The organism is Pedobacter africanus, assembly GCF_900176535.1.
In the GTDB taxonomy this organism is placed as follows: domain Bacteria; phylum Bacteroidota; class Bacteroidia; order Sphingobacteriales; family Sphingobacteriaceae; genus Pedobacter; species Pedobacter africanus.
In genome coordinates, this window is record NZ_FWXT01000002.1 from 137837 (window position 1) to 163572 (window position 25736).

22 protein-coding genes and 1 riboswitch are annotated in these 25736 nt (G+C 46.0%); of the genes, 11 read left to right on the forward strand and 11 right to left on the reverse strand.

The window, feature by feature from the left end:
* From B9A91_RS14915 to B9A91_RS14925, 3 genes are all read left to right on the forward strand, one after another.
* Positions 1-1869 carry a RagB/SusD family nutrient uptake outer membrane protein gene (locus B9A91_RS14915; RefSeq protein ID WP_084239815.1) on the forward strand — a complete coding sequence of 623 codons (1869 nt, stop codon included), beginning with the start codon at positions 1-3 and terminating at the stop codon, positions 1867-1869.
* A 145-nt stretch (positions 1870-2014) separates the two neighbouring features.
* Positions 2015-2599, forward strand: coding sequence for a gluconate 2-dehydrogenase subunit 3 family protein (locus tag B9A91_RS14920; RefSeq protein WP_084239816.1), 585 nt, complete (start codon positions 2015-2017; stop codon positions 2597-2599).
* Positions 2600-2625: 26 nt separating this feature from the next.
* Positions 2626-4326: a GMC oxidoreductase gene (locus B9A91_RS14925; protein WP_200815669.1), complete on the forward strand. Its 1701-nt coding sequence runs from the start codon at positions 2626-2628 to the stop codon at positions 4324-4326.
* 331 nt (positions 4327-4657) lie between these two features.
* Here B9A91_RS14925 and B9A91_RS14930 read toward each other — a convergent pair whose 3' ends face one another.
* The 10 genes from B9A91_RS14930 to thiS form a co-directional block, all read right to left on the reverse strand.
* The gene (locus B9A91_RS14930) at positions 4658-5506 is read right to left on the reverse strand and encodes a CvfB family protein (protein ID WP_084239817.1); all 849 of its coding nucleotides are present in this window, start codon (positions 5504-5506) and stop codon (positions 4658-4660) included.
* On the reverse strand, positions 5436-5822 hold the full coding sequence (locus tag B9A91_RS14935; RefSeq protein WP_084239818.1) for a hypothetical protein: 387 nt from the start codon (positions 5820-5822) through the stop codon (positions 5436-5438). Before B9A91_RS14935 ends, B9A91_RS14930 begins: the two co-directional genes overlap by 71 nt.
* 121 nt (positions 5823-5943) lie before the next feature.
* A complete protein-coding gene (locus B9A91_RS14940; RefSeq protein WP_144008950.1) occupies positions 5944-7005 on the reverse strand; it encodes a HesA/MoeB/ThiF family protein in 1062 nt (353 codons plus the stop codon).
* A complete protein-coding gene (gene thiH, locus B9A91_RS14945; RefSeq protein WP_084239819.1) occupies positions 6978-8087 on the reverse strand; it encodes a 2-iminoacetate synthase ThiH in 1110 nt (369 codons plus the stop codon). The genes B9A91_RS14940 and thiH overlap by 28 nt, the downstream gene beginning before the upstream one ends.
* A 6-nt stretch (positions 8088-8093) precedes the next feature.
* Positions 8094-8861, reverse strand: a complete 768-nt coding sequence (locus B9A91_RS14950; RefSeq protein ID WP_084239820.1) for a thiazole synthase — start codon at positions 8859-8861, stop codon at positions 8094-8096.
* Positions 8862-8864: 3 nt separating this feature from the next.
* Positions 8865-9506, reverse strand: coding sequence for a thiamine phosphate synthase (locus B9A91_RS14955; protein WP_084239821.1), 642 nt, complete (start codon positions 9504-9506; stop codon positions 8865-8867).
* Positions 9503-10258 (reverse strand): hydroxymethylpyrimidine/phosphomethylpyrimidine kinase, encoded by a 756-nt coding sequence (locus B9A91_RS14960; protein ID WP_084239822.1) that lies wholly within the window; start codon positions 10256-10258, stop codon positions 9503-9505. Before B9A91_RS14960 ends, B9A91_RS14955 begins: the two co-directional genes overlap by 4 nt.
* Positions 10246-10836, reverse strand: a complete 591-nt coding sequence (locus tag B9A91_RS14965) for a thiamine phosphate synthase (RefSeq protein WP_084239823.1) — start codon at positions 10834-10836, stop codon at positions 10246-10248. Before B9A91_RS14965 ends, B9A91_RS14960 begins: the two co-directional genes overlap by 13 nt.
* Before the next feature lie 3 nt (positions 10837-10839).
* On the reverse strand, positions 10840-12723 hold the full coding sequence (thiC, locus tag B9A91_RS14970; protein ID WP_084239824.1) for a phosphomethylpyrimidine synthase ThiC: 1884 nt from the start codon (positions 12721-12723) through the stop codon (positions 10840-10842).
* A 22-nt stretch (positions 12724-12745) separates the two neighbouring features.
* On the reverse strand, positions 12746-12949 hold the full coding sequence (gene thiS, locus B9A91_RS14975) for a sulfur carrier protein ThiS (protein WP_084239825.1): 204 nt from the start codon (positions 12947-12949) through the stop codon (positions 12746-12748).
* A 59-nt stretch (positions 12950-13008) separates the two neighbouring features.
* A riboswitch (TPP riboswitch) is annotated at positions 13009-13096 on the reverse strand.
* Between the two features lie 156 nt (positions 13097-13252).
* Between thiS and B9A91_RS14980 the strand changes: the two genes are divergently transcribed.
* Positions 13253-14404 (forward strand): MFS transporter, encoded by a 1152-nt coding sequence (locus tag B9A91_RS14980; RefSeq protein ID WP_084239826.1) that lies wholly within the window; start codon positions 13253-13255, stop codon positions 14402-14404.
* Positions 14405-14443: 39 nt separating this feature from the next.
* Here the strand turns inward: B9A91_RS14980 and B9A91_RS14985 are convergent, their stop codons facing one another.
* Complete coding sequence (locus tag B9A91_RS14985; RefSeq protein WP_235012570.1) at positions 14444-14848, reverse strand: YtxH domain-containing protein; 405 nt, start codon at positions 14846-14848, stop codon at positions 14444-14446.
* Between the two features lie 231 nt (positions 14849-15079).
* On the opposite strand from B9A91_RS14985, the gene B9A91_RS14990 reads away from it, so the two are divergent.
* The 7 genes from B9A91_RS14990 to B9A91_RS15020 all read left to right on the forward strand — a co-directional run bounded on the left by B9A91_RS14990 (position 15080) and on the right by B9A91_RS15020 (position 25651).
* Complete coding sequence (locus tag B9A91_RS14990) at positions 15080-16240, forward strand: MFS transporter (protein WP_084239827.1); 1161 nt, start codon at positions 15080-15082, stop codon at positions 16238-16240.
* A gap of 131 nt (positions 16241-16371) precedes the next feature.
* Positions 16372-16953, forward strand: a complete 582-nt coding sequence (locus tag B9A91_RS14995; RefSeq protein WP_084239828.1) for an RNA polymerase sigma-70 factor — start codon at positions 16372-16374, stop codon at positions 16951-16953.
* 77 nt (positions 16954-17030) lie between these two features.
* Positions 17031-18083: a FecR family protein gene (locus tag B9A91_RS15000; RefSeq protein ID WP_084239829.1), complete on the forward strand. Its 1053-nt coding sequence runs from the start codon at positions 17031-17033 to the stop codon at positions 18081-18083.
* Positions 18084-18261: 178 nt separating this feature from the next.
* Positions 18262-21663 (forward strand): TonB-dependent receptor, encoded by a 3402-nt coding sequence (locus B9A91_RS15005; RefSeq protein ID WP_159451705.1) that lies wholly within the window; start codon positions 18262-18264, stop codon positions 21661-21663.
* A gap of 19 nt (positions 21664-21682) precedes the next feature.
* The gene (locus tag B9A91_RS15010) at positions 21683-23362 is read left to right on the forward strand and encodes a RagB/SusD family nutrient uptake outer membrane protein (protein ID WP_084239831.1); all 1680 of its coding nucleotides are present in this window, start codon (positions 21683-21685) and stop codon (positions 23360-23362) included.
* An 89-nt stretch (positions 23363-23451) separates the two neighbouring features.
* Positions 23452-24786, forward strand: coding sequence for a serine hydrolase domain-containing protein (locus tag B9A91_RS15015; protein ID WP_084239832.1), 1335 nt, complete (start codon positions 23452-23454; stop codon positions 24784-24786).
* Between the two features lie 76 nt (positions 24787-24862).
* Positions 24863-25651: a DUF3050 domain-containing protein gene (locus B9A91_RS15020; protein ID WP_084239833.1), complete on the forward strand. Its 789-nt coding sequence runs from the start codon at positions 24863-24865 to the stop codon at positions 25649-25651.
* Positions 25652-25736 lie beyond the last annotated feature (85 nt).

Below are 25736 nucleotides of genomic sequence, written 5' to 3' on the forward strand. Positions count from 1 at the left end.
ATGAACAAGATTAACATAAAATGTACTTATGCCATCCTTTTACTGGGAATACTCGTGGCAGGAAGTTCCTGTAAAAAATACCTAGATGTAGTCCCTTCTGAATATACCACAGAGGAGGATGTGTATGGCAATATCAACCTGGCAGAACAGGCTCTGGCGCGCCTGTACAACGCCTTGCCCAATGAGCTTACTTCAGATTATGCCGCCTATACAGACGAATCTTTCCACCATTGGTATGATGCGTCAGGAGGGGTTACTGCTTATAAGTATAATCTGGGCAGCTGGAGCGAGAATGACAATCCTATGGGCAACTGGGGCGGAAAATACCAGGACATCAGGCGTGCCAATATCTTTATTGAAAAGATTGAAGGCGTGCCCATTCCCTTGAACAGGGCCGATTATTATGCGCTCTGGGTGCCCCGTTACAAAGCTGAGGCCAGGTTTATCCGTGCGCAGTTCTTTTTTGAATTGTTTAAGCGTTACGGAGCAGTACCGCTGTTAACAAAAGCCATTAATGTTGATCCGGATAACCTGGAAGAAACACAGGTTTCCAGGAATTCGGTTGATGAGGTAGTCGGTTTTATCACTTCGGAATGCGACGAAATTGTAAATACACTTCCGTTAACGCAGGAGGATGCACAGGTGGGCAGGGTAACCAAAGGAGCTGCGCTGGCCTTAAAGGCGCGCACATTGTTGTATGCCGCCAGTCCGCTTTTTAATGGCAACCCCATGTACAGCGGCATCAAAAACCATGATGGTAAATCTTTGTTTAACCCCGTATACGATAAGGAAAAATGGAAAAAAGCAGCCGATGCCGCGAAACAGGTAATGGATCTGGGGATCTACAACCTGTATAGCCCTTTTCCCAATAACCCGGTTCAGAACTACGCCGCCCAGTTTTACACCAGGGATTATACGGAAACCATTTTTTGCCGCATCCTGGCCAATGCTACAACTATAGACGGACAGCTGGTACCCAATGGCCCGCCTTTTAAAGGTAACGGCAAGTTTACTCCCCTGCAAGAAATGGTGGATGCTTATGAGATGAAAAATGGATATCCCATCAACGAACCGGGTTCGCAGTATGCAACTACAGGGACCTGGAGCGGACAACTTTGGGATGGCATTAAAAACCAGAATGTAAGCAATATCTCCAATATGTATAAAGACCGCGATCCGCGTTTTTATGCCAGCATCTTTTTTCAATATGCCGTATGGCGTTTTGACGCGATGAAACGACCGGTAAAGCTGGCCTGGTGGGGTGCCGGAAACGGGCAGACAGATGGCTGGGCAACCAGTAAGGCAGGTACCAATCCATGGGGCTATAATGTGCGTAAATGGATCTCGCCAGAGGTAGACCGGAATGCAAACACCGGTACAGGCAAAAGAAACTTCCCGATTTTCCGCCTTGCGGAGATCTACCTGAATTATGCAGAGGCGATGAACGAATACCTGGATGTACCTGATGCCAGCGTATACCAGTACATCAACCTGGTCAGGAACCGCGTGTCTATGCCGGCCTTGCCTATACTGGCTGCCGATAATACCAAAGATGGTATGCGCAGACGCATACAGAACGAACGCCGCATTGAACTGGCTTTTGAAAATCACCGTTTCTGGGATGTGCGCCGATGGCTGATCGCTAAGACTGTAGATAACGGAGAAGTGCACGGCCTGAATGCACGTCCTGCCGCGGCAGAACTTGCTGCAACCGGACTGAATGTGACTTCCGAAGCTGCAGGTGTAGCGGTATTTTATAAGCCAACCGTAATCCAGACCCGTACTTTCGTAGACAAACATTACCTGATGCCTGTTCCGCAAACCGAAATAGATAAGGATCCTAATTTAGTGCAGAATTATGGCTGGTAACGTTAAGGGAACGCATTTTTGGGGTAGCTAAAGACCTTATTGTAAAAGTTACAATAACTACTTTGATTTGCTGTAAATAACTGCTACTTTCAATGCTTGATTTTAAACACAAATTAACCAAATACACAAATCAACCAATTACCAAATGAACAGAAGAGAAGCGCTTAAAAATACCGCTGTCTGGTTGGGTACGGCAATATCCGCAACAACCTTTGGTGTTTTATTTGAGAGTTTTACCCTTCCTGAAAATGAGAAGAACACCGTCTCATTCTCGGCAGGGCAGGAGCAGGTCCTGGCAGAACTCGCAGAGATCATCATCCCGACAACCAAAGACATACCCGGTGCCAAAGCAGCTGGCTTAGGCAGTTTTATACCTATGATGGTGACAGACTGTTTCCCGGCAAAAACGCAGGAAGCATTTGCCGAAGGACTGAAAGCCATGGAGGCCACAGCATTGAAAGATTTTAACAAAGATTTCCTTTCCCTTTCCAGCCAGGAAAGGGAACAACTGGTTAATAAATTGCGTCTGGATACCATTGCACAACAGAAAGCCGATAAGGCCGCCAAAAAGAATGTACCTTATTTTTTCGTGATTGCCAGGGACCTGACCGTTCTGGGCTATTTTGCATCAGAGATAGGCTGTACCCAGGCACGTGAATACCTGGCCATTCCTGGTCGTTACGATGGTGCTACAGACCTCAAACCCGGACAAAAATCATGGGCCAGTTAATATTTTGGAATAAGGAATCAGCAATCATGAATATAAATACCGATTTAAAGAAAGAAAATACATACGATGCTATAGTTATAGGCTCGGGGATTAGTGGCGGCTGGGCTGCAAAAGAGCTGACAGAAAAAGGCCTGAGGGTACTGATGCTGGAGCGCGGAATGAACATAGAACATGTGAAAGACTACGATACTGCCATGAAAGACCCATGGGAGTTTCAGCATGCCGGACGTTTAACCGAAGAAATGAAACGTACCCACCCCGTTCAGAAAAGGGATTATCCTTATTCAGAGTACAACCAGAAATGGTGGGTAAATGATCTGGAATGCCCTTATACGGAAGACAAACGCTTCGACTGGTACCGCGGCTTCCATGTTGGCGGTAAATCTTTGATGTGGGGACGGCAGAGTTACCGCTTCAGCGACCATAACTTTGAAGACAATGCCAAAGACGGTCATGGCAACGACTGGCCAATCCGTTATAAAGATTTAGCCCCATGGTACGATTATGCAGAGCGTTTTGCAGGGATCAGCGGACAGGCAGAAAACTGGCCTTTATTACCAGACGGCCAATTCCTACCGCCTATGGACCTGAACTGCGTAGAGAAATCTGTGAAAAAGAGGATAGAAGAACACTATAAAAGAACGCGTATCATGACCATCGGTCGTGTGGCCAATTTAACGGTTCCGCATAAAGGCCGCGGCAATTGCCAGTACAGGAATTTATGCAGCAGAGGTTGCCCTTTTGGAGCTTACTTCAGTACACAGTCTTCTACCTTACCAGCGGCCGAAGCAACAGGAAGGTTAACCTTAAGACCGTATTCTATCGTGAACCACATCATCTATGACAAGAATACCAAAAAGGCCAAAGGAGTGATGGTGATCGATGCCGAAACCAACAAAACGATGGAGTTTTATGCTAAAATTGTTTTTGTAAATGGTTCTACACTAGGTTCAACGTTTATTCTTTTGAACTCTGTTTCCGAGGCACATCCTAACGGACTAGGTAATGGAAGCGGACAACTCGGACATAACCTGATGGACCACCACTTCCGCTGCGGGGCTTCTGGTGAAGCACCGGGTTTTGAAGATAAATATACTTTCGGCCGCAGGGCAAATGGAATCTACGTGCCGCGTTACCGCAATGTGGGGACCGATAAACGTGATTACCTGCGTGGATTTGGCTACCAGGGTGGAGCAAGCCGCAAAAACTGGCAAAGCGATATCGCTGAGCTGGCAATCGGGGCCGACTTCAAGGAAAAAATGAGCAGACCAGGGGCATGGACTATGGGACTTGGTGGTTTTGGCGAAATGCTGCCTTACTATGAAAACAGGGTGTATATCGACAAGACTAAGAAAGATAAATGGGGGCAACCTGTTTTGGCCATCGACTGTGAGTACAAGGAAAACGAGAAAAAAATGCGTATCGATATGATGAATGATGCTGCCGAGATGCTGGAAGCTGCTGGTATGAAAAACATCAAAACTTACGACAACGGTTGTTATCCGGGAATGGCCATCCACGAAATGGGCACTGCCAGGATGGGGAATGATCCTAAAACATCGGTACTCAACAAGTGGAACCAGATGCATGAAGTGAAAAATGTATTTGTTACCGATGGTTCCTGTATGCCGTCCATCGCCTGCCAGAACCCATCTTTAACTTTTATGGCATTAACCGCCCGTGCGTCTGATTATGCGGTTAAAGAGCTGAAAAAAGGTAATATTTAATAGTTGTTTGAGATTTTAGAAAATCAGGAACTCGTTTATTTTTTGGAAAGTAAAAAAGCTGTACTGTTCTGAGGCTGGAATAAATTGTTTTTCCCAAAAAGGGAAAAACAAATGAATCCTAGGCCTCTTCACAGTAAGCATTTTTACTTTCTTAGCATGATGCTTACCTGATATAGTGTATAATCAGGTTCAAAACCAGCCGATTTTCTTATGCATCATGTAGGCAGAAAAATATACCTTCTATGAATTGGCCTAGGCGCTGCCTTCCAGCTTTTCCAAAAAAGCTGGAAGGCAGATGCCAGACAATGAATAGAATGGTTTATTTTTCCCGTTACTCAGCTTCGTGATCAATATTCAGCCTGATCTCATGATCAGAAATTGTGATCAGCCGATCCTTATACAAGCCGCCAATGGCTTTTTTGAAAGCACTCTTGCTGATTTTAAAATACTGATAGATGGCTTCAGGTGAGCTTTTATCACCAAGTGAAATTACGCCACCACTGTATTTCAGGTCTTCCAGGATCACGTCCTTGGTTTCCAGGATATGGCCATAACCCATGGGCTGCAGGCTCAGGTCTATTTTACCTTCTACCCGGATTTTTTTGATCCAGCCTTTGCGTGTTTCACCAGGGTTCAGCTCATCAAAAAGCTCATTGGTATACAACAGCCCTATATATTTATTGTCGATAATGGCATTGTAGCCCAGGTCGGAGCGGTCGGCAATCAACAGGCTTACCTCATCACCTTCTTCCAGGTCTATTTCTTCTTCCTCTACATAATTGATCAGCTTTGAAGAAGCCAGCATACGGTCGTTACTTTCATCCAGAAATACGTAAACCACATGCTTGTCGCCCCTGAACATGGGACGTTTCTGCTCGCGCTTAGGTACATATATATCTTTACCGATGCCTATATCCATAAATACACCGCCATCTTCAGTTTCATCAACTACGGTGAGATACGCAAAATCTCCTACACAGGCCAGTGGTCTTTTAGAAGTGGCCTGCAGCCTGCCATCCTTTTGCATAAACACAAAAAGGTTCAGGTTGTCGCCAATTTCAGCATTTTTAGGTACATCAACATAAGGCAGTAGGATCTCTTTTTCTCCTTCAGTTAATACGAGGCCTTCTTCTGTTTTTCTTATAATCCGCAGATCGTTGTATTGTCCTATTGCTATCATTTTGCAAAGGTAGCATTTGATTTCTATGTTCCTCTAAAATTTGGGTGTAGTGTTTGCCTACGGTTTTTACATTTTCCAGCTCACCGGCTTCCAGTCCGAACAAAATTTCCAGCTTTCGGGCAATCTTATAAGGTATATCTTCCCGGTCGGTGATGCGGAGGTCACGGTAATTGTAAAAAGTAGTCATGCCCTTGCCAATGATGCCGGGTATCGATTTGAGTATAACTTTGTACTCTTTTCGTTTTAAATTGTCAATACATTCCTCGATCCTGTACTTTTTAAGTGTTTCTTCCGTTTTTTGAACATTTGTTTCCATAAAGAATTGGTTTATTGATGAATAATTACAAGTCTATACAGAAACAGATATTCGCTGGTTAAAAAATATATCTTTTATTTAGTTATTTTTTAGGTACAATAAAATAACGGTTGAAATACCGTTAATATGCCTTTGGAACATCCATGGTGTACAGCTTTCCCTGAAAGCAATCCCTGAGCAAATTTAGCGCAATCCTGCTTCGGGTACCCGCGGAACAGCAAAAAACAAGAATTTTGTAAGGCAGAAACTCCGGAATATGCTGGCTTAAATCATAAAGCGGTATATTTATTCCCCCAATATTGTGTTCTTCATATTCATAAGCCTCCCGTACATCAATCAGCAGATAATTGATCCCCTTTTCGTCCATTTCCCGCAGTTCATCCAGGCTAAGGGATGATGGAGCAGGTTTGTTTTGCTGTGGATGTGTACCCACAGGTTCTTCAGCGGGTCTGTTTGCGCTTTTACTGAAATTGAACAGCACACTTTCATTACTGAGGGCATTGTAAGTCAGGAGTTTTCCGGCCAGCACCTCTCCAAACCCGCAAATGATCTTAATGGCCTCATTGGCCATCATGCTGCCGATAATCCCGGGAAGGGTGCCAATTACACCACTTTCTCCGCAATTTGGTACCTCGTCTGGCGGCGGAGGTTCGGGGTACAGGGAGCGGTAGTCGGCACTGCCCTGATAATTAAATACAGTTACCTGACCTTCAAACTGAAAAATGGAGCCAAATACCAAGGGTTTGCTTAGCAGTACACAGGTATCGTTTACAAGATAACGGGTAGGGAAGTTGTCGGTGCCGTCTATGATCAGGTCGTACCGGCCAACCAGGTCAGCTGCATTTTCTGCTGTCAGCCTGAAAGGAAAAGAGCGGATTTCCAGTTCAGGGTTCAGCATCCTTAGCCGCGAAGCCGCAATTTCAGCCTTTGGCTTTCCTATATCTGGCATCTGGTACATGACCTGCCGCTGCAGGTTGCTTTCCTCTACCACATCAGCATCTGTAATCCCTATTTGGCCAATACCGGCGCCAGCAAGATAGAGTAATATAGGGCAGCCTAGTCCACCTGCACCAACAACCAGTACCGATGCTTTCAGCAGTTTCTGCTGACCGGCAAGACCCATTTCCGGTAACATGATTTGTCTGTCGTATCTTTTCATATCAACCTGTCCCAATCTTTCCATACGGCTTCGTACCCCTGTTTGCCAATCATTTCTGAAATTTCGGCCGCGCTGCGTTCATCCGATATTTCAAATTGCTCCAGTGACTGCGGTTCTACTGCATAGCCACCCGGATTGGTCCTGGAACCGGCACTCATGGCAGTTATGCCCAGTTTAATGATGTTGTCCCTGAAAAGCTGTGATTCGCGGGTAGAAATTGAAAGCTCCACTTCCTCGTTAAAAAGCCTGTAAGCACAGATCAATTGTACCAGCTCCCTGTCGCTCATAGCCACTTTGGGTTCCAGTCCGCCACTAAAAGGTCTTAGTCGCGGAAATGAAATGCTGTACTTGCTTCGCCAATACGTTTTTTCCAGGTAATTCAGGTGCATGGCCGTAAAAAAAGAATCCGTACGCCAGTCCTCCAGTCCGATCAGTACGCCCAGGCCCATCTTATGAATTCCTGCCTGGCCCAGCCTGTCGGGTGTTTCCAAACGGTATTGAAAGTTTGATTTCTTGCCTTTGGGATGGTGTTTTTTGTAATCTTCCTGGTGGTAGGTCTCCTGATACACCAGAACGGTATTTAAGCCATAAGGCCTTAGTGCTTCATAATCAGATAAGTCCAGGGGCTGTACTTCCATAGAAATCTGCGCAAAATGAGGGCGGATCAGTTCCAGCACCATTTTAAAATAATCGGTATGTACCGACTGATTGGCCTCGCCTGTAACCAGCAACACATGGTCAAAGCCCATTTTCTTTATGGCAGCTACTTCCTGCATAAGCTCTATGGCAGAAAGTGTTTTGCGCCTTACTTTATTGTCGTAGCTAAAACCGCAATACGTGCAGATGTTGTTGCATTCATTGGAAAGATACAGCGGTACGTACATCTGCACTACCTTGCCGAAGCGTTTCAGGGTCAGTTGCTGACTCAGCTGTGCCATTTGTTCAAGGTAGGGGGCCGCGGCAGGAGAGATCAGTGCTTTAAAATCTTCCAGTGTTCTTTTTGATGCCGATAAGGCCCTTTCTACCTCGGCACTGGTTTTGGCATAAATGCTTCGGCTGGTATCTTCCCAGCTGCAGCTTTCAAAAATATCCTTAAAACTGCTCATCACCGGTTAATCTAAAAAGGAAGTAAGTGGACTGCTGGCGATGGCCTGGGCATCTGTGGCCACTGCACCCAAACGGGCTTCAAAAGCCATTCTGCCGGCCTCTACAGCCATTTTAAATGCCCGGGCCATGGCAACCGGATTTTCCGAAATGGCAATGGCCGTATTTACCAGCACCGCATCGGCACCAATTTCCATCGCTTTTGCGGCATCGGAAGGCGCACCTATTCCGGCATCTATCACCACGGGGACTTTACTTTGGGCGATGATGATTTCCAGAAAATCAATGGTCTTTAAGCCTTTGTTACTGCCTATCGGCGAGCCAAGAGGCATAACCGCCGCCGTTCCTGCATCTTCCAGTCGCTTGCAGAGCACCGGATCGGCATGAATATAGGGCAATACTATAAAGCCCAATTTTGCCAGTTCCTCCGTAGCCTTTAATGTTTCAATTGGGTCGGGCATCAGGTATTTAGGGTCTGGGTGTATTTCCAGTTTTAGCCAATTGGTTTCCAGGGCCTCACGAGCCATCTGGGCCGCAAAAACTGCTTCTTTAGCATTCCTTACCCCCGAAGTGTTGGGCAGTAAACTGATCTGCGGGTGCTTTAGATGCTGCAGGATGTCATCATCGGGAGCATGCATGTCCACTCTTTTCAGCGCTACGGTAACAAGTTCAGAACCCGAAGCCAGAAGGGCTTCTTCCATTTTCAGGGCCGAACTGAACTTCCCTGTGCCTGTAAACAGGCGGGAATTGAATATTTTGTCTGCTATCTTTAACATTGTTTAACAGTTAGAATGAACGGCTTGTAAATTGTTGTACATCTCCCTGAGCGTTAGGGAAAGGTCAGGCTGTCGCGTTAAGGCGCCAGAAACTGCCACACCATGCAAACCCGCCTGCATCAAAGGCGGGATATCCTCAGCTTCAATACCGCCAATCGCAATTACCGGTAAGTGGATGCCTGCTTCCTGCATCTGCTTCATCAAACGGGTATAACCTTCCAGACCAATAACAGGGCTCAGGTTCTGTTTTGTAGCGGTAAATCGGTATGGCCCCAGGCCGATGTAATCTATACCTTCAGCTGCCCGGAGCTCGATGTGCGCATAGGTATTTGCGGTGCCACCTATGATCATTTCAGGCCCGACAATAGCCCTTGCTTCAGCAACGGGCATATCGTTGAGGCCAAGGTGCAGTCCGTATGCTCCTGCAGCCAAAGCTACCTGGGGGTAGTCGTTTACGATCAGCCTGGCTTCATGTACCTTACACAGGCGTGCCACCTTCAGCGCAAGGGCTAAAACCTCTTCTTCCGGCTGGTTTTTCACCCTTAGCTGAATCCATCTTGCTCCGGCGAGCAATACCTTTTCTATAGCTTCCAGGTGGGAGCCGTTGGCGGATGGCTGGGATATATAATGTAATCTGTCTATCATAAATGGTGGTACCCCAACAGGCTGGGGCTGCTGTTTAAAAATTGTTCAATGTATTTCTTGGCCAGCAGGCATGCCGCGTACAGGTCCGAGCCTTTCGCCAGTTCTGCGGTTATCACGGCCGACAATACACAGCCCGAGCCATGTTTCTGGTATACTTGACCCGCATCGGGGTCAAGCACCCTTAAACCTCGAGCTTCAAATAAATAATCAGTGCCTGCGGCTGTGCTGATATGTCCGCCTTTCAGCAAAACCGGGCAATAGGCCGACCATATTTTTGCCGCTTCCTGTGGAATTGCCTCTCCGGCCAGAGCCTGCATTTCCGGATAGTTGGGGGTAATCAGGTCCAGCTGGTTTAGAACGGGAATCATTTTTTTTAGTCCCTCATCCCAATGGTGGAAAGTATAACCGGTACTGGCTTTCCATACGGGATCGAGCACGATTTTAATGGCGGGAGCTTTTAATTTCAGGAAGTCAAGCACTTCATGAAGTGTATCCAGGTCTTTAATCAGCCCGATTTTGCAGGCTTTAATTTCAAATTTGTCCAGCAATGGTACTGTCTGATCAATGATCTGCCGGGCATCCAGCCAATCGTTCTTTAAAAAAGCATCATCAGTTTGTATCGTAAGTGCCGTACAAACCCCGAAGCCGTATACCTGCAATTGCTCAAAGCATTTGATATCGGCCAGGATACCAGCCCCTGCGCTGGGGTCAAATCCAGCAAGGCTCATTACATATGGTCTTAGCTGCTGCATGCTGTCTTTATTTTATCGAAATTCGCTAAAGCCTGTTCCTTGTCATTCCATAGGGCGCCAAGAACTGCCGCACCCTTAAATCCCATTTGTTTAAGGGATTCAATTTTGTCTCCATCAACACCACCAAGGGCGATGAGCTGGGCGGTATTTTCCTGTACGGGTACTTTAAAATCCCCGGCAAGCCTGGTTTGGTATCCAGGTTTTGATAAGCTGTCGAATACAGGTCCGTAAAAAGTATAAGCGAACCCCTGAACTCCGTTCAGATCATTTAAATTATGGATGGAGGTACTTCTTGTAAATTCTTTATTTTTAAATGGCTGTGTTAACTTATTTCTCATCCGTTCGGGATAATGCAGTCTTTTAATTGCCGGAAATTCTGTTGTCAGTTCATGAAACTGGTGCAAGGCAATCCTGTGGTGATAACGTTCATCTACAGCCGAAATCAGACCGGCATATTGCCGCGGGTTCGGGTTTTCTTTTCGCAAATGGAGCACCGGCATGCCGGCCTCGAACAGTTGATTGATCAGCGCTGCTTCTCCTTTAAAAAAATGTGCCGGTGAGATGACGAACAGCTTCATGGCCTAAAAGTATATTTCACTGCCTTTTGCTGCAAACTCTTTCGACTTTTCGGCCATGCCTTTTTGCAGCGCATCCTGTTCGTCTACACCTTGCTTTGCCGCATATTCCCTTACGTCCTGGGTAATTTTCATAGAGCAGAAATTAGGGCCACACATGGAGCAGAAATGCGCAATCTTGGCACCATCGGCCGGAAGGGTTTCATCGTGGAACTCACGGGCAGTATCCGGATCCAGTGCCAGGTTAAACTGGTCTTCCCAACGGAATTCAAAACGCGCTTTGCTTAGGGCATTGTCGCGGTATTGCGCCCCCGGATGTCCCTTCGCCAGGTCGGCCGCATGGGCTGCAATCTTATAGGTAATTACCCCGTCTTTTACGTCTTTCTTATTGGGCAGCCCCAGGTGCTCTTTAGGGGTAACATAACACAGCATAGCGGTGCCGAACCAGCCAATCATAGCAGCGCCGATGGCCGAAGTGATGTGGTCATAACCTGGGGCAATATCTGTGGTAAGCGGGCCTAAAGTATAAAAAGGGGCTTCAGAACAGTGTTCCAGCTGTTTTTCCATATTTTCTTTGATCAGGTGCATCGGCACATGGCCCGGACCTTCAATGATGGTTTGTACATCATGCTTCCAGGCAATTTTGGTCAGCTCGCCCAGGGTTTCCAGCTCGCCGAACTGCGCTTCATCATTCGCATCCGCAATACAGCCCGGCCTTAAGCCGTCGCCCAATGAAAAGGCCACATCATAGGCCTTCATGATCTCACAGATTTCTTCAAAATGCGTGTACAGGAAGTTTTCTTTATGATGCGCCAGGCACCATTTGGCCATAATTGAGCCTCCACGCGATACAATTCCGGTTACCCTTTTGGCCGTTAAAGGCACGTAACGCAGCAATACACCGGCATGAATGGTAAAGTAATCTACGCCCTGCTCCGCCTGTTCAATCAGCGTATCCCTGAACAGTTCCCAGGTCAGGTCTTCGGCTTTGCCGTTTACTTTTTCCAATGCCTGGTAAATAGGCACGGTACCAATCGGCACAGGCGAATTGCGGATGATCCATTCACGCGTTTCATGGATATTTTTACCGGTGGATAAATCCATGATCGTATCGGCGCCCCATCTGCAGGCCCATACCGCTTTTTCCACCTCCTCCTCAATAGAAGAAGTAACGGCCGAGTTACCGATATTAGCATTGATCTTTACCAGGAAGTTGCGGCCAATGATCATAGGCTCCAGTTCCGGGTGGTTGATGTTGCAGGGGATGACTGCGCGGCCTGCAGCCACTTCAGCACGCACAAATTCGGGTGTAATGTAACCCTTAGGCGTATTGGCGCCAAAGCTATGACCTTTGTGCTGGTGGTTCATCACCTCATACTGCTTGCCCAGCTGCTCATTCAAGAGGTCTATCCTTTGGTTTTCGCGAATAGCAATGTATTCCATTTCGGCCGTAATTATGCCTTTTTTTGCATAATGCATCTGCGAAACATTGGCTCCTTTTACCGCACGGTAGGGTTTATTGAGGTGTTCAAAACGAAGCGTGTCCAGTTTCTGGTCTGCCAGGCGCTGCTGTCCGTAGTCAGAAGAAATCTGCTCCAACTGTTCCACATCCTGCCTGCCGGTGATCCATTTTTCCCTTAAGCGCGGTAGTCCGCCTTTTACATCAATAAGGATGTCAGGATCGGTATAAGGGCCGCTGGTGTCGTATACGGTAACTGGCGGGTTTGGTTCGGTAAGACCAAAGCCATTATGGATTTTGGTGTCTGTTAAAGAGATCTCGCGCATGGCGACTTCAATCTCATGCAGTTGTCCCTTTACATAAATCTTGCGTGAGGCCGGAAAGGGGCTACGGGTAATGACTTGTTCGTTGGGAATTTTTTCAGTTTTCATCCGTTAAGTTTTAAGGTGTGAATTATCCGCCCTGCGTGGCTGTAATGAGAATTACCTGGTCGCCCTGCCTTAGGGTGTGTACAGACCAGTCAGTTTTGGCTACAATGTTTTGGTTAATGGCTACAGCTATTCCTTTGGCCTCCTGGCGGAGCACAAGGCCAAGCAGTTGCTCAACCGAACAGGCTTCATCAACAACATAAGTTTTGTGGTTTACAGTGATATCCATATTTAAAAAAATTGGAAAACTGTAGGGGATAGCCCATAACGGGTCGAAAAGACAGCAATAGATTTGCTTCTACTTTTCCCTTCGGCAGTACTAACTGCATCAGGTTCAAAGGGTATATCTCAGCGCAAGGCACCCCTAAAGTTTTTTGTAAAGCTAGGTTATTTTTCCATAAAACCAAAAATACCCCTTCAATTGTTATAAAGGCAATTTTTAAATCGCGTCAAATTCCTTTACCGCTTTCTGACATTTTTCCCGAAAATACCAGCAAATGAATCCCTAAATTTGCGGCGCAAAACGATTGCAATGATCTCTAATTTAAAACACCGTTTCTTTCTCAGCCTTTTCTTCTTCATGTCGGGCTTAAGTTTTTCTACCTGGGCTTCCCGGATCCCTACCATTAAAACTATTTTTGGCTTTAACGAAGCAGAACTGGGTAGCATGCTGCTGGCCTTGCCCATTGGCTCTTTACTGGGCCTGCCCATTTCCGGTTGGCTGGTTTCCAAATACAATAGCAGGGTGCCTTTAACGGTAGGTTACGGACTCAATGCATTTGCACTGGCACTTATCGGTTTTGCACACAACACTTTTACCCTGGTTGCCGCGGTAGTGATATTTGCCTTTACCACACGTATCTTTAATATTTCTGTAAATACCCAGGCCATCACCCTGCAAAAGCGCTTCGATAAAAAGATCATGGGTTCTTTTCATGGCTACTGGAGTATGGGCGGTATCGGCGGAATCCTGATATCAACCCTTTTGATCGGACTAAACGTTTCTATACAGGTACATTTTGTGGTTGTAGCTATTGTTATGCTCATCATAACACTGTATTCCTACCAGTTTTTATTGAAAGGTGACCGCTCCGAAACCGGGAATAAACTCAATTTAAAAAAGCCAGATCCTTATATAGCTTATCTCGGACTGGTAGTTTTTCTTTGTGCCATATGCGAGGGGGGAATGTTCGACTGGAGCGGGATTTATTTCCAGGAGATCATCAAAGTAAAAGTGTTTACCTATGGATACCTGGTGTTTATGACCTTTATGGCCGCATCAAGGTTTCTTTCAGATCTCATTGTTGCCCGTTTCGGGATGCCGAGATCTTACCTTATGAGCGCTGCATTTATTGTTTCCGGAATAAGCCTGGCCATTATTTTTCCTTATTTCTGGACGGCCATGATCGGTTTCTCGCTGGTAGGCTTTGGCACGGCGGCCATTATTCCCATGTCTTATGCCCTGGCAGGGGCATCTAAAAAGTACTCTGCCGGCATGGCCATATCTATTATAGCTACCTATTCTATAACCGGCATGCTGCTTGGGCCTCCGTTAATTGGCTATCTGGCCCATGCTTTTAATTTAAGGGTTTCCTTTGTCATATTTGCCATTTGCGGTATCCTGTTGGTCCCAATTACACAAATGTTCTTTAAACACCAAAGGCTTTCAGATCAAACCACATAGGTTGGTCCAAAAGCCTTTGCTTCGTTTAACCAGGGAAGATTAAATATCCTGTATTGCATTGTCAGGATCATATGCTGAATCCTGTGCTGCCGACCTGCTTTTCTGCCGTTCTGTTTCCTTAAACTCTTTAAATTCCTGGGATACTGCCGCCGCTTTATTTTTTACATTATCCACCACACGATCCTTAAGGTGAGCAAGCTCATCTTTTCCTGAAGACATCCGCTCCTTTACCGAGTGATAACCGTCTTTAATGTTATCTGTTAAGTCCAGTGCCTTGTCAGAAATTCGTTCCCTGGTTTTTTTACCACTATCTGGTGCAAATAACACACCAAGTACAGCCCCAACTGCCAATCCGGCCAATAAGCCGATCACAGCGGTGGAAGTATCAACCGGTCTGTGCGACATGCCTGCAAAACGATTGGCCATTAATTTCTTATAATTCATAATGCTCTCCTGTTGATTAGTATTTAGTGGAAAACAATGACAGAACAAAATTGTTTTAAATGGAATAGAATTTATTCCGTACAGCGGGCCTTACCAGGTAGCAAAAAGTATTTATACAGGTAGGGTGTCGTATACTTGACTTCACATAAAATTTACCTTTAAAAGACTAAACGGAGGTTTTTTATTGTCTATTTTTGTTTCGTGTATTTTTTACACTAACTAATATACAAAATGAAGAAAAGCTTACTCACTTTAACCCTTGGCGGATTGGGGATTGGCATCACGGAATTTGTGATGATGGGCCTCTTGCCTGATATTGCAAAAGACTTGTCTATCACCATTCCACAGGCTGGGCACCTCATTTCTGCATACGCCCTTGGGGTAGTGATCGGCGCGCCTTTACTGGTCGCTATTGCGGGGAGTTACCCGCCGAAAAAGATATTGATGGCCTTGATGATGATGTTTGTGGCTTTTAATGCCATGTCGGCCTTCTCTCCTGATTATACTACCATGTTTATTGCCCGCTTACTGGCAGGGCTGCCGCATGGCGCATTTTTTGGCGTCGGATCTGTAGTGGCCAGCCGTATTGCCGATAAAGGCAAGGAAGCCTCTGCTGTCTCGCTCATGTTTGCAGGTCTAACCGTAGCCAATGTAATTGGGGTGCCGCTCGGGACTTTCATCGGGCATAATTATTCCTGGCGTTATACCTTCGTAATCATAGTAATTGTAGGTTTAATTACACTTTTAAGTCTGAAGTTATGGATGCCGGCTTTGCCGGCTACAAAAAACCGGGACCTGAAAAAGGAACTTGGTTTCTTTAAACTACCGGAAGCCTGGCTCATCATACTGATGATTGCAATTGGAACAGGGGGATTGTTCTCGTGGTACAGTTACATAGCACCTTTGCTGACGGATGTGGGCGGTTTTTCAGCTGATTCCATCACGTACATCCTTGTGCTGGCTGGCCTGGGCATGCTGGTGGGGAACTTTATTGGCGGTAAACTGGCCGATAGATTCTCGCCTGCAAAAGCTTCCGTTTCGTTACTGATTGCCATGGCAGTGACCTTGTTTATTGTGCATTACATCTCGGCCAACCAAACCCTTTCGCTGATCATGACGTTTGTAACCGGCGCCGTTGCCTTTGCACTCGCGGCCCCTATACAGATGCTGATGATTACTACCGCTAAAGGATCCGAAATGCTTGCCGCTTCGGCGAGTCAGGCCAGCTTTAACATCGGCAATGCCCTTGGTGCCTTTCTGGGTGGTTTGCCACTCGCAGCCGGGTACGATTATACTTCACCTGTATGGGTGGGAACATTGATGGCTTTAACAGGGGCTATGTTTGCCTGGATGCTGATTGCCCGGAACAAAAGGTTGGCGCTTGCAAGCTAGATTTTACCGCTCCAGACGTTAAATTCCAGCGTTGCATTTTGAAATCCTTAAATCTTTGTCTAATTTAGGCTCCAACCAAATATTTAGGCAAACCTGTCTTTAAAAGCAGGAGATGGGGTGCTGTATTTACCATGCCAAATCTGAACATACTCCGGGACGAAGAATTGCTACAGCTCTTGAAACAAGAGCATATGGCTGCTTTTGAGGAGATTTATAACCGTTACTGGAATAAACTTTATGCTGCTGCTTATAAAAGGCTGCAATCCAAAGAGGTGTCGGAAGAGTTGGTGCAGGACCTCTTTACCTCCCTTTGGGTAAACAGAAATACAATAAACATTCATACCTCGCTTGCTGCATACCTTTTTACATCGGTAAGGTACCTGGTACTTGGCCAGGTTCAGAAAGAAATGGTGAGGGCCAATTATAAGGATTCTTTATACCTCAATAGGGTGGATAATTCTACTGAAGAAACAGTGCTGTTGAAAGACCTGGTAACCAACCTTAACGTCGCTGTGGAACAACTGCCGGTAAAATGCAAATCGGTATTTGAACTGAGCCGTAAGGAAAATAAATCAAACAAAGAGATTGCTGCCGAACTGGGGATATCTGAAAAGACGGTAGAAAACCAGCTGACCAAGGCTTTAAAACGTTTAAGACTCAGCTTAAACAGTCTGCTGATGAGCTTGTCGCTGTTAATGATTACGCTATTTTAATTTTTTTTCTTTTCGGCGTAGGGGATGAGCCATAGTTGGCTCACTTACTATTATAAACCTAATATAATAGACCTGCAATGAATAAGAATATTTCGCCGGAACTGATCCGTAAATATATTGGCGGGAACTGTACGCCTGAGGAGATGGAAACGGTGCACAACTGGTATGCATCTTTCGAAAATGAACCTGATCCGCTGATCGATCTGGAATTGAAAGAGCAGCTGGAACTCAAAATGCGTATGCTTGGCCGCATCAGGACAAATATTAGATCTGTTGGCGCCAATCGCAGAAACAAGCGCATGAAACCGCTCTTGTACAGCTGGGTGGTAAGTGCAGCTGCAATTTTCATCGTCATCCTGGGAATTGTTTTATACCAATCTGATTTTAAAGACAGGTACTTTACAGGCAAAAAATATAATACAGAAACTGTCGTGCCTGTTGTGGTACACAATAAAACCTCAAGCCTGCAAAAACATATTTTGCCCGATTCAAGTGTAATCTGGCTGAGGCCTTTAGCTATGATTATGTATAGTAAAAATTTCGTACAGGGAATCAGGAAGGTGTCGATGAAAGGGGATGCCTTCTTTGAAGTCACCAAAGATAAAAAGCATCCTTTTGTGATTTATAGCGGAGGGCTGATCACCAAAGTTTGGGGAACCAGTTTCAGCATATCCTATAACCCGGAAACCCGGAGTACGGAAGTGGCAGTACTGACGGGCAAGGTTTCTGTAAGTGCCAATAAACACCCGGAAGAACGTTCTGAAGCGCAGTCCCCGGAACATTCCGGAGCACTTTCTGACGAACTGATGTTGCTGCCAGATGAGAAGGCCGTTTATTCCGGATCGCACAAATTAAGCAAGACTAAAATTACGGAGAATTCAGCGGTAAGCATTTGGAAAAAGGAAGATGTGATGTTTGATAATATTACTGTAAAAGAGATTATTAAGGTGCTCAATGTGAAATTTAAAGTAAATATAACGACAGCCGATCAGGCTTTGAACGATTACGTGCTGAAAGCAGATTTTTCGGGGCAAAGTTTACCGGAAATCCTGCTCATCATGGAAAAATCACTGAACATTAGCTATAGCATTGAGGACAGGGATATCCTATTGAAACAACAAACGAAATGACCAGATAACCAAATTTTAAACCAATAGCATGAACAGAAAAACAGGATACATTTTTTAAGGAGATTAGGGGCGCTTGCAACACCCCTAATCGTTAAAGTACCGTAATTAAACACCTATGTAGGGCATGGGTGAACGGTGCCATTTTGTCTCATTTTTAACCAACGAAACAATCAAATTTATGAATTTTTATTTACTAAACTCCATTGACTGGCGTAGAATTATGAAGATCACACTGAGTCAGCTGATCATAGCTTTAGTACTTACCGGCATGTCTTATGCCGAGAATATTAAAGCACAGGCCCTTTTAAACCGGCCCGTGAAATTTAAGATCGATAATTCGACCTTAGGTCAAACCTTGCGACAAATTGAAAGGTTTGCCAACGTGAAATTTGTATACAGCCGGAACATTATAGAATCGGATCAGGAAGTATCTGTAGCGGCGAATGATGAGCGGCTCGAAAGCATACTGAACAAGCTGCTGAAGCCGATAGGCATTGCCTATGAGGTGATCAACGACAGGATCATCCTGAGCAAGGCGCCTGCTTCGGAAATGCCCTTATCAGGTAGTGCTACGCAACAAACGGTAATTAAGGGGCAGGTTACAGCGGCCGACGGACAGCCTATTCCTGGTGTAAGCATTAAATTTAAAGGCGCTGAAGGTGGTACCACTACAGATACGAACGGGAAATACAGCATTGCTGCCCCGGCTACTGAGGGGGTATTGGTTTTTTCCTATATGGGCTTCAATACCAAGGAAGTGATCATCAACGGACGTCAAACCATCAACGTACAACTGGAGGAGCAGTCTAAAGACCTTTCGGAGGTAGTGGTGGTAGGTTACGGCACGATTAAGCGGACAGACCTTACCGGTGCCGTGGGTACAGTAAGCTCGGCCGATCTGAATAAAGCTACTTCAACCAATCTTGGGCAGGCTGTTCAGGGCCGGATGAGCGGTGTGCAGGTTACACAAACTTCAGGTCAGCCGGGTGCTGGTGCTGATATCAAGGTACGTGGCGTAGGTTCGGTAAAATCGGGGAACAGTCCGCTTGTCCTGGTAGATGGTTTTGTAGGCAGTACCAATGACCTGGATGCTGACGATGTGGAATCCATTACAGTATTAAAGGACGCTTCTGCAGCAGCAATTTATGGTTCAAGGGCCGCAAATGGCGTTTTGCTGGTCACCACCAAGCGGGGGAAGGCAGGTAAAACCAATGTAGAGTTTAAATCGGAATATGGATGGCAGTCGCTCACCAAACAACCCAATTACCTGAACGGGCCAGACTGGGCCAGGCACCAGAACGAAGCCAGGATCTACAACGGTAAATCGCCTTTCTGGATTGATGCCCAGGCACCGGAAACCATTACGGAATGGACAGACTGGTCGGACTATGTATTCAGTACTGCACCTGTTCAGGATTATCATATCGGTGTAAACGGGGGTAATGAGAAAACAAAATTTGCCATTGGTCTGGGCTATATCAACCAGAAAGGTACCATTATAGGAACAGATTTTAAAAGGGCCAACCTGCGTATGAATTTCCAGCAGGAGCTGAGCAAGCGCATCCGTGTGGGTGCAAACATGAGTTATATCCGCTCTGGCTATGCTACTACCATTACTGCATTTTCATCCTCTCAACCGGCGGCGCTAAACGGAATTACCGCTGCGCCGCCTACTATTCCGGCCTATAACCCCGATGGGTGGCCGGGAGCACCGCGCCCGGGCTACCCTGGAGAGGCCTTCATTACCAATACCACCTGGAAAACGCCTTCGATTGCCAACAACATGCTGGATAATTATGCACGAACCAACCGTACCTTCGGGAACCTCTTTGCCGAGGCCGATCTTATACCCGGTTTAAAGTATAAATTGGCGGTGAACGGATCGGTGACTCAGAATTTTAATGAAGAGTGGACAGGTAAATGGGCCATTTATTCGCCTACAGACCTGGAACACCTGAACCCGCTGGCGCAGGGCGCAACGGCTAGTCTGCGCAATGTATCAAGGGAAAGCTATGTTTGGGAAATCCAGAATTTGCTGACTTACGATAAGGTTTTTGGAAAGCATAGTGTCAATGCTTTACTGGGTTTCTCGGCTGAAAAAGGCGATGGCTACCAGTTCGATGCCTCCAAAACAGATTTCCCTAATGAAGACCTGAGGGCACTGGATGCCGGCAACACACTGGGCGCCATAAACGGTGGCTTTGTGAGCCCGTATTCATTGATCTCTCAGTTTGCAAGGATCAATTATTCTTACAACAGCAGGTATCTATTTCAGGCCAATGTGCGCCGTGATGGATCTTCAGTATTTGCACCGGGCAGGCAATACGGGGTATTCCCATCCTTCTCTGCCGGGTGGAGGGTATCTGAAGAGTCTTTCATGGAAAATGTAAAGGCGATCAGTAATTTAAAAATCCGTGGTAGCTGGGGGCGGCTTGGAAATGCAAACATCCCTGCTTACTCCTGGATCAGTACCATTGATGTACGTGGTGGTGCAGTGTTTGGCAATCCGCAAACCCGTCAGCCTGCTTATTATACCACGCAGATGGCAAATGAGCGGGTAAAATGGGAAACCACAACTTCTACTGATCTGGGGATAGAAATAGGGCTTTTTAAAGATCGTCTGACCTTTGAAGGGGATGTTTACGACAAGCGCACGACAGATATGCTGCTGGATGCTACCATTCCTTTTACTGCGGGTTTCACATCGGGTCCGGTAGTGAACATTGGCGAAGTACAGAACAAGGGCTGGGAAATGATGCTCAGGTATCAGGACAAAAAGGGCGACTTTAGCTATAGCGCATCTGTTAACCTATCGCACAACAAAAATAAACTGCTTGATCTGGGTGGTGTTAAGCCATTGATCAGTGGTCCGTTAAAGTCGGATGTTGGCCTGCCTTTGTATTCGTACTGGGGTTATGAGACTGAGGGCATCTGGAGAACTGCGGCAGAAGTAGCTGCAAATCCGCGCATGACAGGCGACCGTCCGGGCATGGTGCGGTTTAAAGATCGTACAGGGGACGGTCTGATAACAGAAGATGATAAAACGGTGATCGGTAGCAATATCCCTAAATACGTTTACGGCTTTAACTTTGAGTTTGGCTGGAAGGGCCTGGACTTGTCTGTTTTATTGCAGGGAGAGAAAGACAAGGATATGCTGGTTGAATCTGTTTTTGGTGGAAACGGTGAGGGTGAGAACAACAATATAGATAAATATTACTGGGACAACAGGGCTATTCTGGATGCGAGTGGCAACGTAATCAGTGGTACCACACCGGCAGCCGGTGCGGTAAAAGGCGATATGATCTGGAGCAGTTTTCTGGTTCAGGATGCTTCTTACCTGAGGGTAAAGAACCTGCAGCTGGGCTATACTTTTCCTAAAAAGCTGATGGCACCGCTGAAGATCGAATCGCTGCGCCTGTATGTTAATGCAACCAATTTAATTACCTGGACAGATTTTATAGGCTACGATCCGGAAATGAAGCCATCGGAGCCATCGGGTGTAGAGGCTTATTCGCGTGGAGGGGTAGATGCCTATCCGGTAGCAAAATCGATCACTATTGGTGCCCGCCTGGTTTTTTAATCATTTAATCGTTAAAGACATGAACAAATTTAAATATACAATAGCGCTGGTTGTTCTTTTTATGGCGATGAGCCAGCAGAGTTGCAAAAAGGGCTTCCTGGATTCCTACCCTAAGAATAGCCTTTCGGCCGAGACTTTCTATAAAACTGAGGCCGACTTTACCAATGCAGTGAACGGTATTTACGACGCATTGCAGGCTGACAGAGAATTGAGCTTTTTCCCTATGGCCGATATTGCCACGCCTTTTGCCGGTTTCGGGGAGAACCGTTTCGGACAATACGACAATGGTATTTTCGGTATAAATGCGGGCTGGACCATGGGCCAGACTTTATGGGCCGCCTGGTATAAAGTGGTTTTTAGGGCAAATGTGGTGCTCGATCGCATTGATGCCGATGGGGTGACCATGACGGCCAAGGCGCATGACCGCTTAAAAGGAGAGGCCTTGTTCCTGCGCTCACTGGCTTACTTTTACCTGACTTACTTGTATGGGGACGTGCCGCTGATCCTTAAAGAGCAGAAATATGAGGAAGCACTGGTTCCGCGCAATCCGAAAGCAGAGATTGTTACGCGTTTAATTGCCGATCTTAAACAGGCAGAGGTGCTTTTGCCCTCGGTAACGGAATACCGCAATACCAAGCCTTTGCTGGGTCGCGCCAGCAGGGGGGCTGCTAAATCTTTACTGGGTAAGATCTACGTATATGAGAAAAAGTGGCCTGAGGCCGAAGCTAAATTAAATGAGGTGATCAATGTAGATAAAGATTACGATCTGGAGCCTAAATTCCTGGATCTTTTCTGGCCTTCAACAGAGAACGGCAAAGAATCGATATTTGAGATCCAGTACCATGGTGGTGTAAAGGAAGGGAATTCGTATGTGCGCTTTGCAGCGCCGAATACATTGTCGCAGATCTCTACTGCAGGTTTTGGTTATGTAACCCCAACAGAAAGTTATACCGATCTGTTTGAAACGACAACGGGTTATACCGTAGGCAGTACTTTTGTAAGCCGTACTGCATCAGGCCCTGCCTACAGGTTTAAATTTAACTATCAATCGGCCGATCCTGCATTTAACCAGGCGCAACCCTATGCCAATCGTGATCCGCGACTGGCCTGGACAGTTTGGTATGAAAACACACCTTATATTGCTGAATTTCAATCGCGCGCCGGACAAACCGGGGTAAAATACCTGCAGGAATATTCGGGAGACAACGGCCATAATACGGTGAAATACATTATAGGTAAACTCGACCTTACAGCTGGGGATAGTCCGGGCAACATGATTGTGATACGCTATGCAGACGTGCTGCTGTTGTATGCCGAAACATTGATTGAACTGAACCGGACGGCTGATGCGGCAGTCTACATCAATAAAGTAAGACAGCGCCCAAGCGTGATGATGCCAACACTGCAAACCTTACAAACGGTAAGGGGAGAGGCGATCATTTCCGATCAGGCAAAGATGCGTAAGTTTTTAAGGGAGGAACGTTACAGGGAACTGGCCTTTGAATGGGGACATATGTATATGGACCAGATCAGATGGGATGTATTTGCCGATGAGATGGTGAAATACTGGACTGCCAACAAGAATGGCGGTACGAACCCTGCCCTGGGAACTTTTGATAAGCGACATTATTTATGGCCTATTCCGGCAGAGGAGCGTACCAGGAACCCTCAGCTGTCGCAGAACGACGGGTACAACTAGCAGAAAAGCGCTTGTTCAGGTCAATGAACAAGCGCTTTTTATTTTGGTAAAGAATAACTAGATTCGGAAACAACTGACTATGATTATCTATGATTAAGATTCATGTTTCTTTACTGCTTGTTTTTCTTATTGCAGGCAGGCTTAATGCTCAGGAAATCAATACCGCTAAATTGGATAGTTTCTTTAATACTTTAGCCGGGAACAACAAAGCCATGGGCAGTTTTGCCATTGCTAAAAAGGGAAAGGTTATTTACCACAAGACGATTGGCTATTGCATAGTTGAAGGCGACAAAAAGGTTGCGGCAAAGGCCAGTACCCAATATCGAATTGGCTCCATTACCAAGATTTTCACTGCTGTGCTCGTATTTCAGCTTATAGAACAAGGAAAGCTAAGCCTGGATACCAGGATTGATAAGTATTTTCCGGAGCTGCCCGGTGCAAAATTAATTAGTATAGCTGATTTATTGAAGCATACCAGCGGACTGTATGATTATGTGAATGATACCAAAGACCAGACCTGGGTAACGGTGCCGCGAAGCAAAACCGAACTGTTGGTGGCTATTAAAAACGGCAAAACGCACTTTGAACCGGGCAAAGGATCTGCTTACTGCAATTCGGGTTATTTGCTGCTGGGGTACCTGATAGAAAAGCTGACCCGAAAGCCCTACCCGAAAGTTGTGGCCGATAGGATTTTTAACAAACTGGGAATGAAAAATTCACAGTCGGGTCTGGCCAACAATACAGGTGTGGAGGAAGCCAGGGCTTATCACTTCCAGGGCAAATGGACGGATATTAAAGACATTTACTTTGGCAATGTAGTTGCGGTTGGCGACATCTTATCTACCCCGCAGGACCTGCTCCTTTTTATGGAGGCGCTGGATACCGGCAAATTGCTGAGTAGTAAAAGTCTGGCCATTATGAAGTCTGGAGATGGACCAAATACTTCGGGAATGGGGCTTTTTGAGTTTCCATTTTATTCGAAGAAAGGATATGGACATAACGGGGGGACTTATGGCAGTTTTTCGGTGTTGCAGCGTTTTGGGCCTGATAGTTTAGCAATGGCAGTTTGTACAAACGGGCTGAGCTATCCCTTAAATGACATCAATATAGCGATGCTGAATGTAGTTTATAAGCTACCTTTTGAACTTCCTTCCTTCAAAAAAATTGCAGTTGCAGCGAAAGATCTGGAACCTTTGCTGGGGCTTTATTCGAGTACAGATATGCCGCTGAAAATTACCATAAGCCGGAAAGAGGATACGCTGATGGGACAGGCAACAGGGCAGGGCGCTTTTCAGATGGAAGCGATTGGTACCAACAGCTTTAAATTCGATCCCAGTGGACTAATGATGGAATTTAACCCGGAAAAAGGTCTGATGCTGCTGAAACAAGGAGGGAAAACCTTCCGGTATGCCCGGGAAAAGTAGCACAAGAAATGACAAAGAGCTTAAACTACTGTAGCGCTTAAATGTTACATTTGCGCCAAAAATATGCAGTACTGTTATGAGCGAAGCACTTAAAAGAATCCAGGATCATATTGAACCTTTACGTCAGCAGATCATCAATCATAAGGTTTATGAACTGATCAACAGTGTGGAAGACTTACGGATTTTTATGGAGTACCATGTATATGCGGTATGGGACTTCATGTCGATCTTAAAAGCTTTGCAGATTAACCTCACCTGTACCACCATTCCCTGGTTTCCTGTAGGATCGGCCAATACAAGGTACCTTATTAATGAAATTGTGGCCGGAGAAGAATCGGATGTGGATAGCACGGGGCAGCGTAAAAGTCATTTTGAGATGTATCTTGATGCCATGGAGCAATGTGGTGCGTCGACTGTTGAAATAGGAAATTTCTTAACAGCGCTGAAAAACAAGGGCGATTTGCATACTGCTTTTGAACTGGCCGGAAGTCCTGAACATGCACGTGACTTTGTAGACTTTACCTTTAAGATTATCCGGAGCAACCAGGCGCATTTACAGGCAAGTACTTTTACTTTTGGCAGGGAAGACCTGATCCCGAATATGTTCCTGTCTATTGTGAATGACCTGAACCAGAAATTCCCTGAGCAGCTGTCGCTCTTTAAATACTACCTGGACCGTCATATTGAAGTGGATGGCGACCACCATAGCTATCTGGCCCTGGCCATGACTGCGGAACTTTGCGGCGACAATGCCGCTTGCTGGCAGGAAGCGGAGCAGGCCAGTGTTACAGCGCTTCAAAAAAGGATACACCTTTGGGACGGCGCTTATGAAGCCATTTTGCGCCGCAATGCAGATTTGAAATGAGCCCCGGTTTTACGGTTATCTTAGTGTAAAATTAGTTTGCTTTCAGGCCTGGATAAAGCCTATTGAAAAAGGTTATGGTTAGATT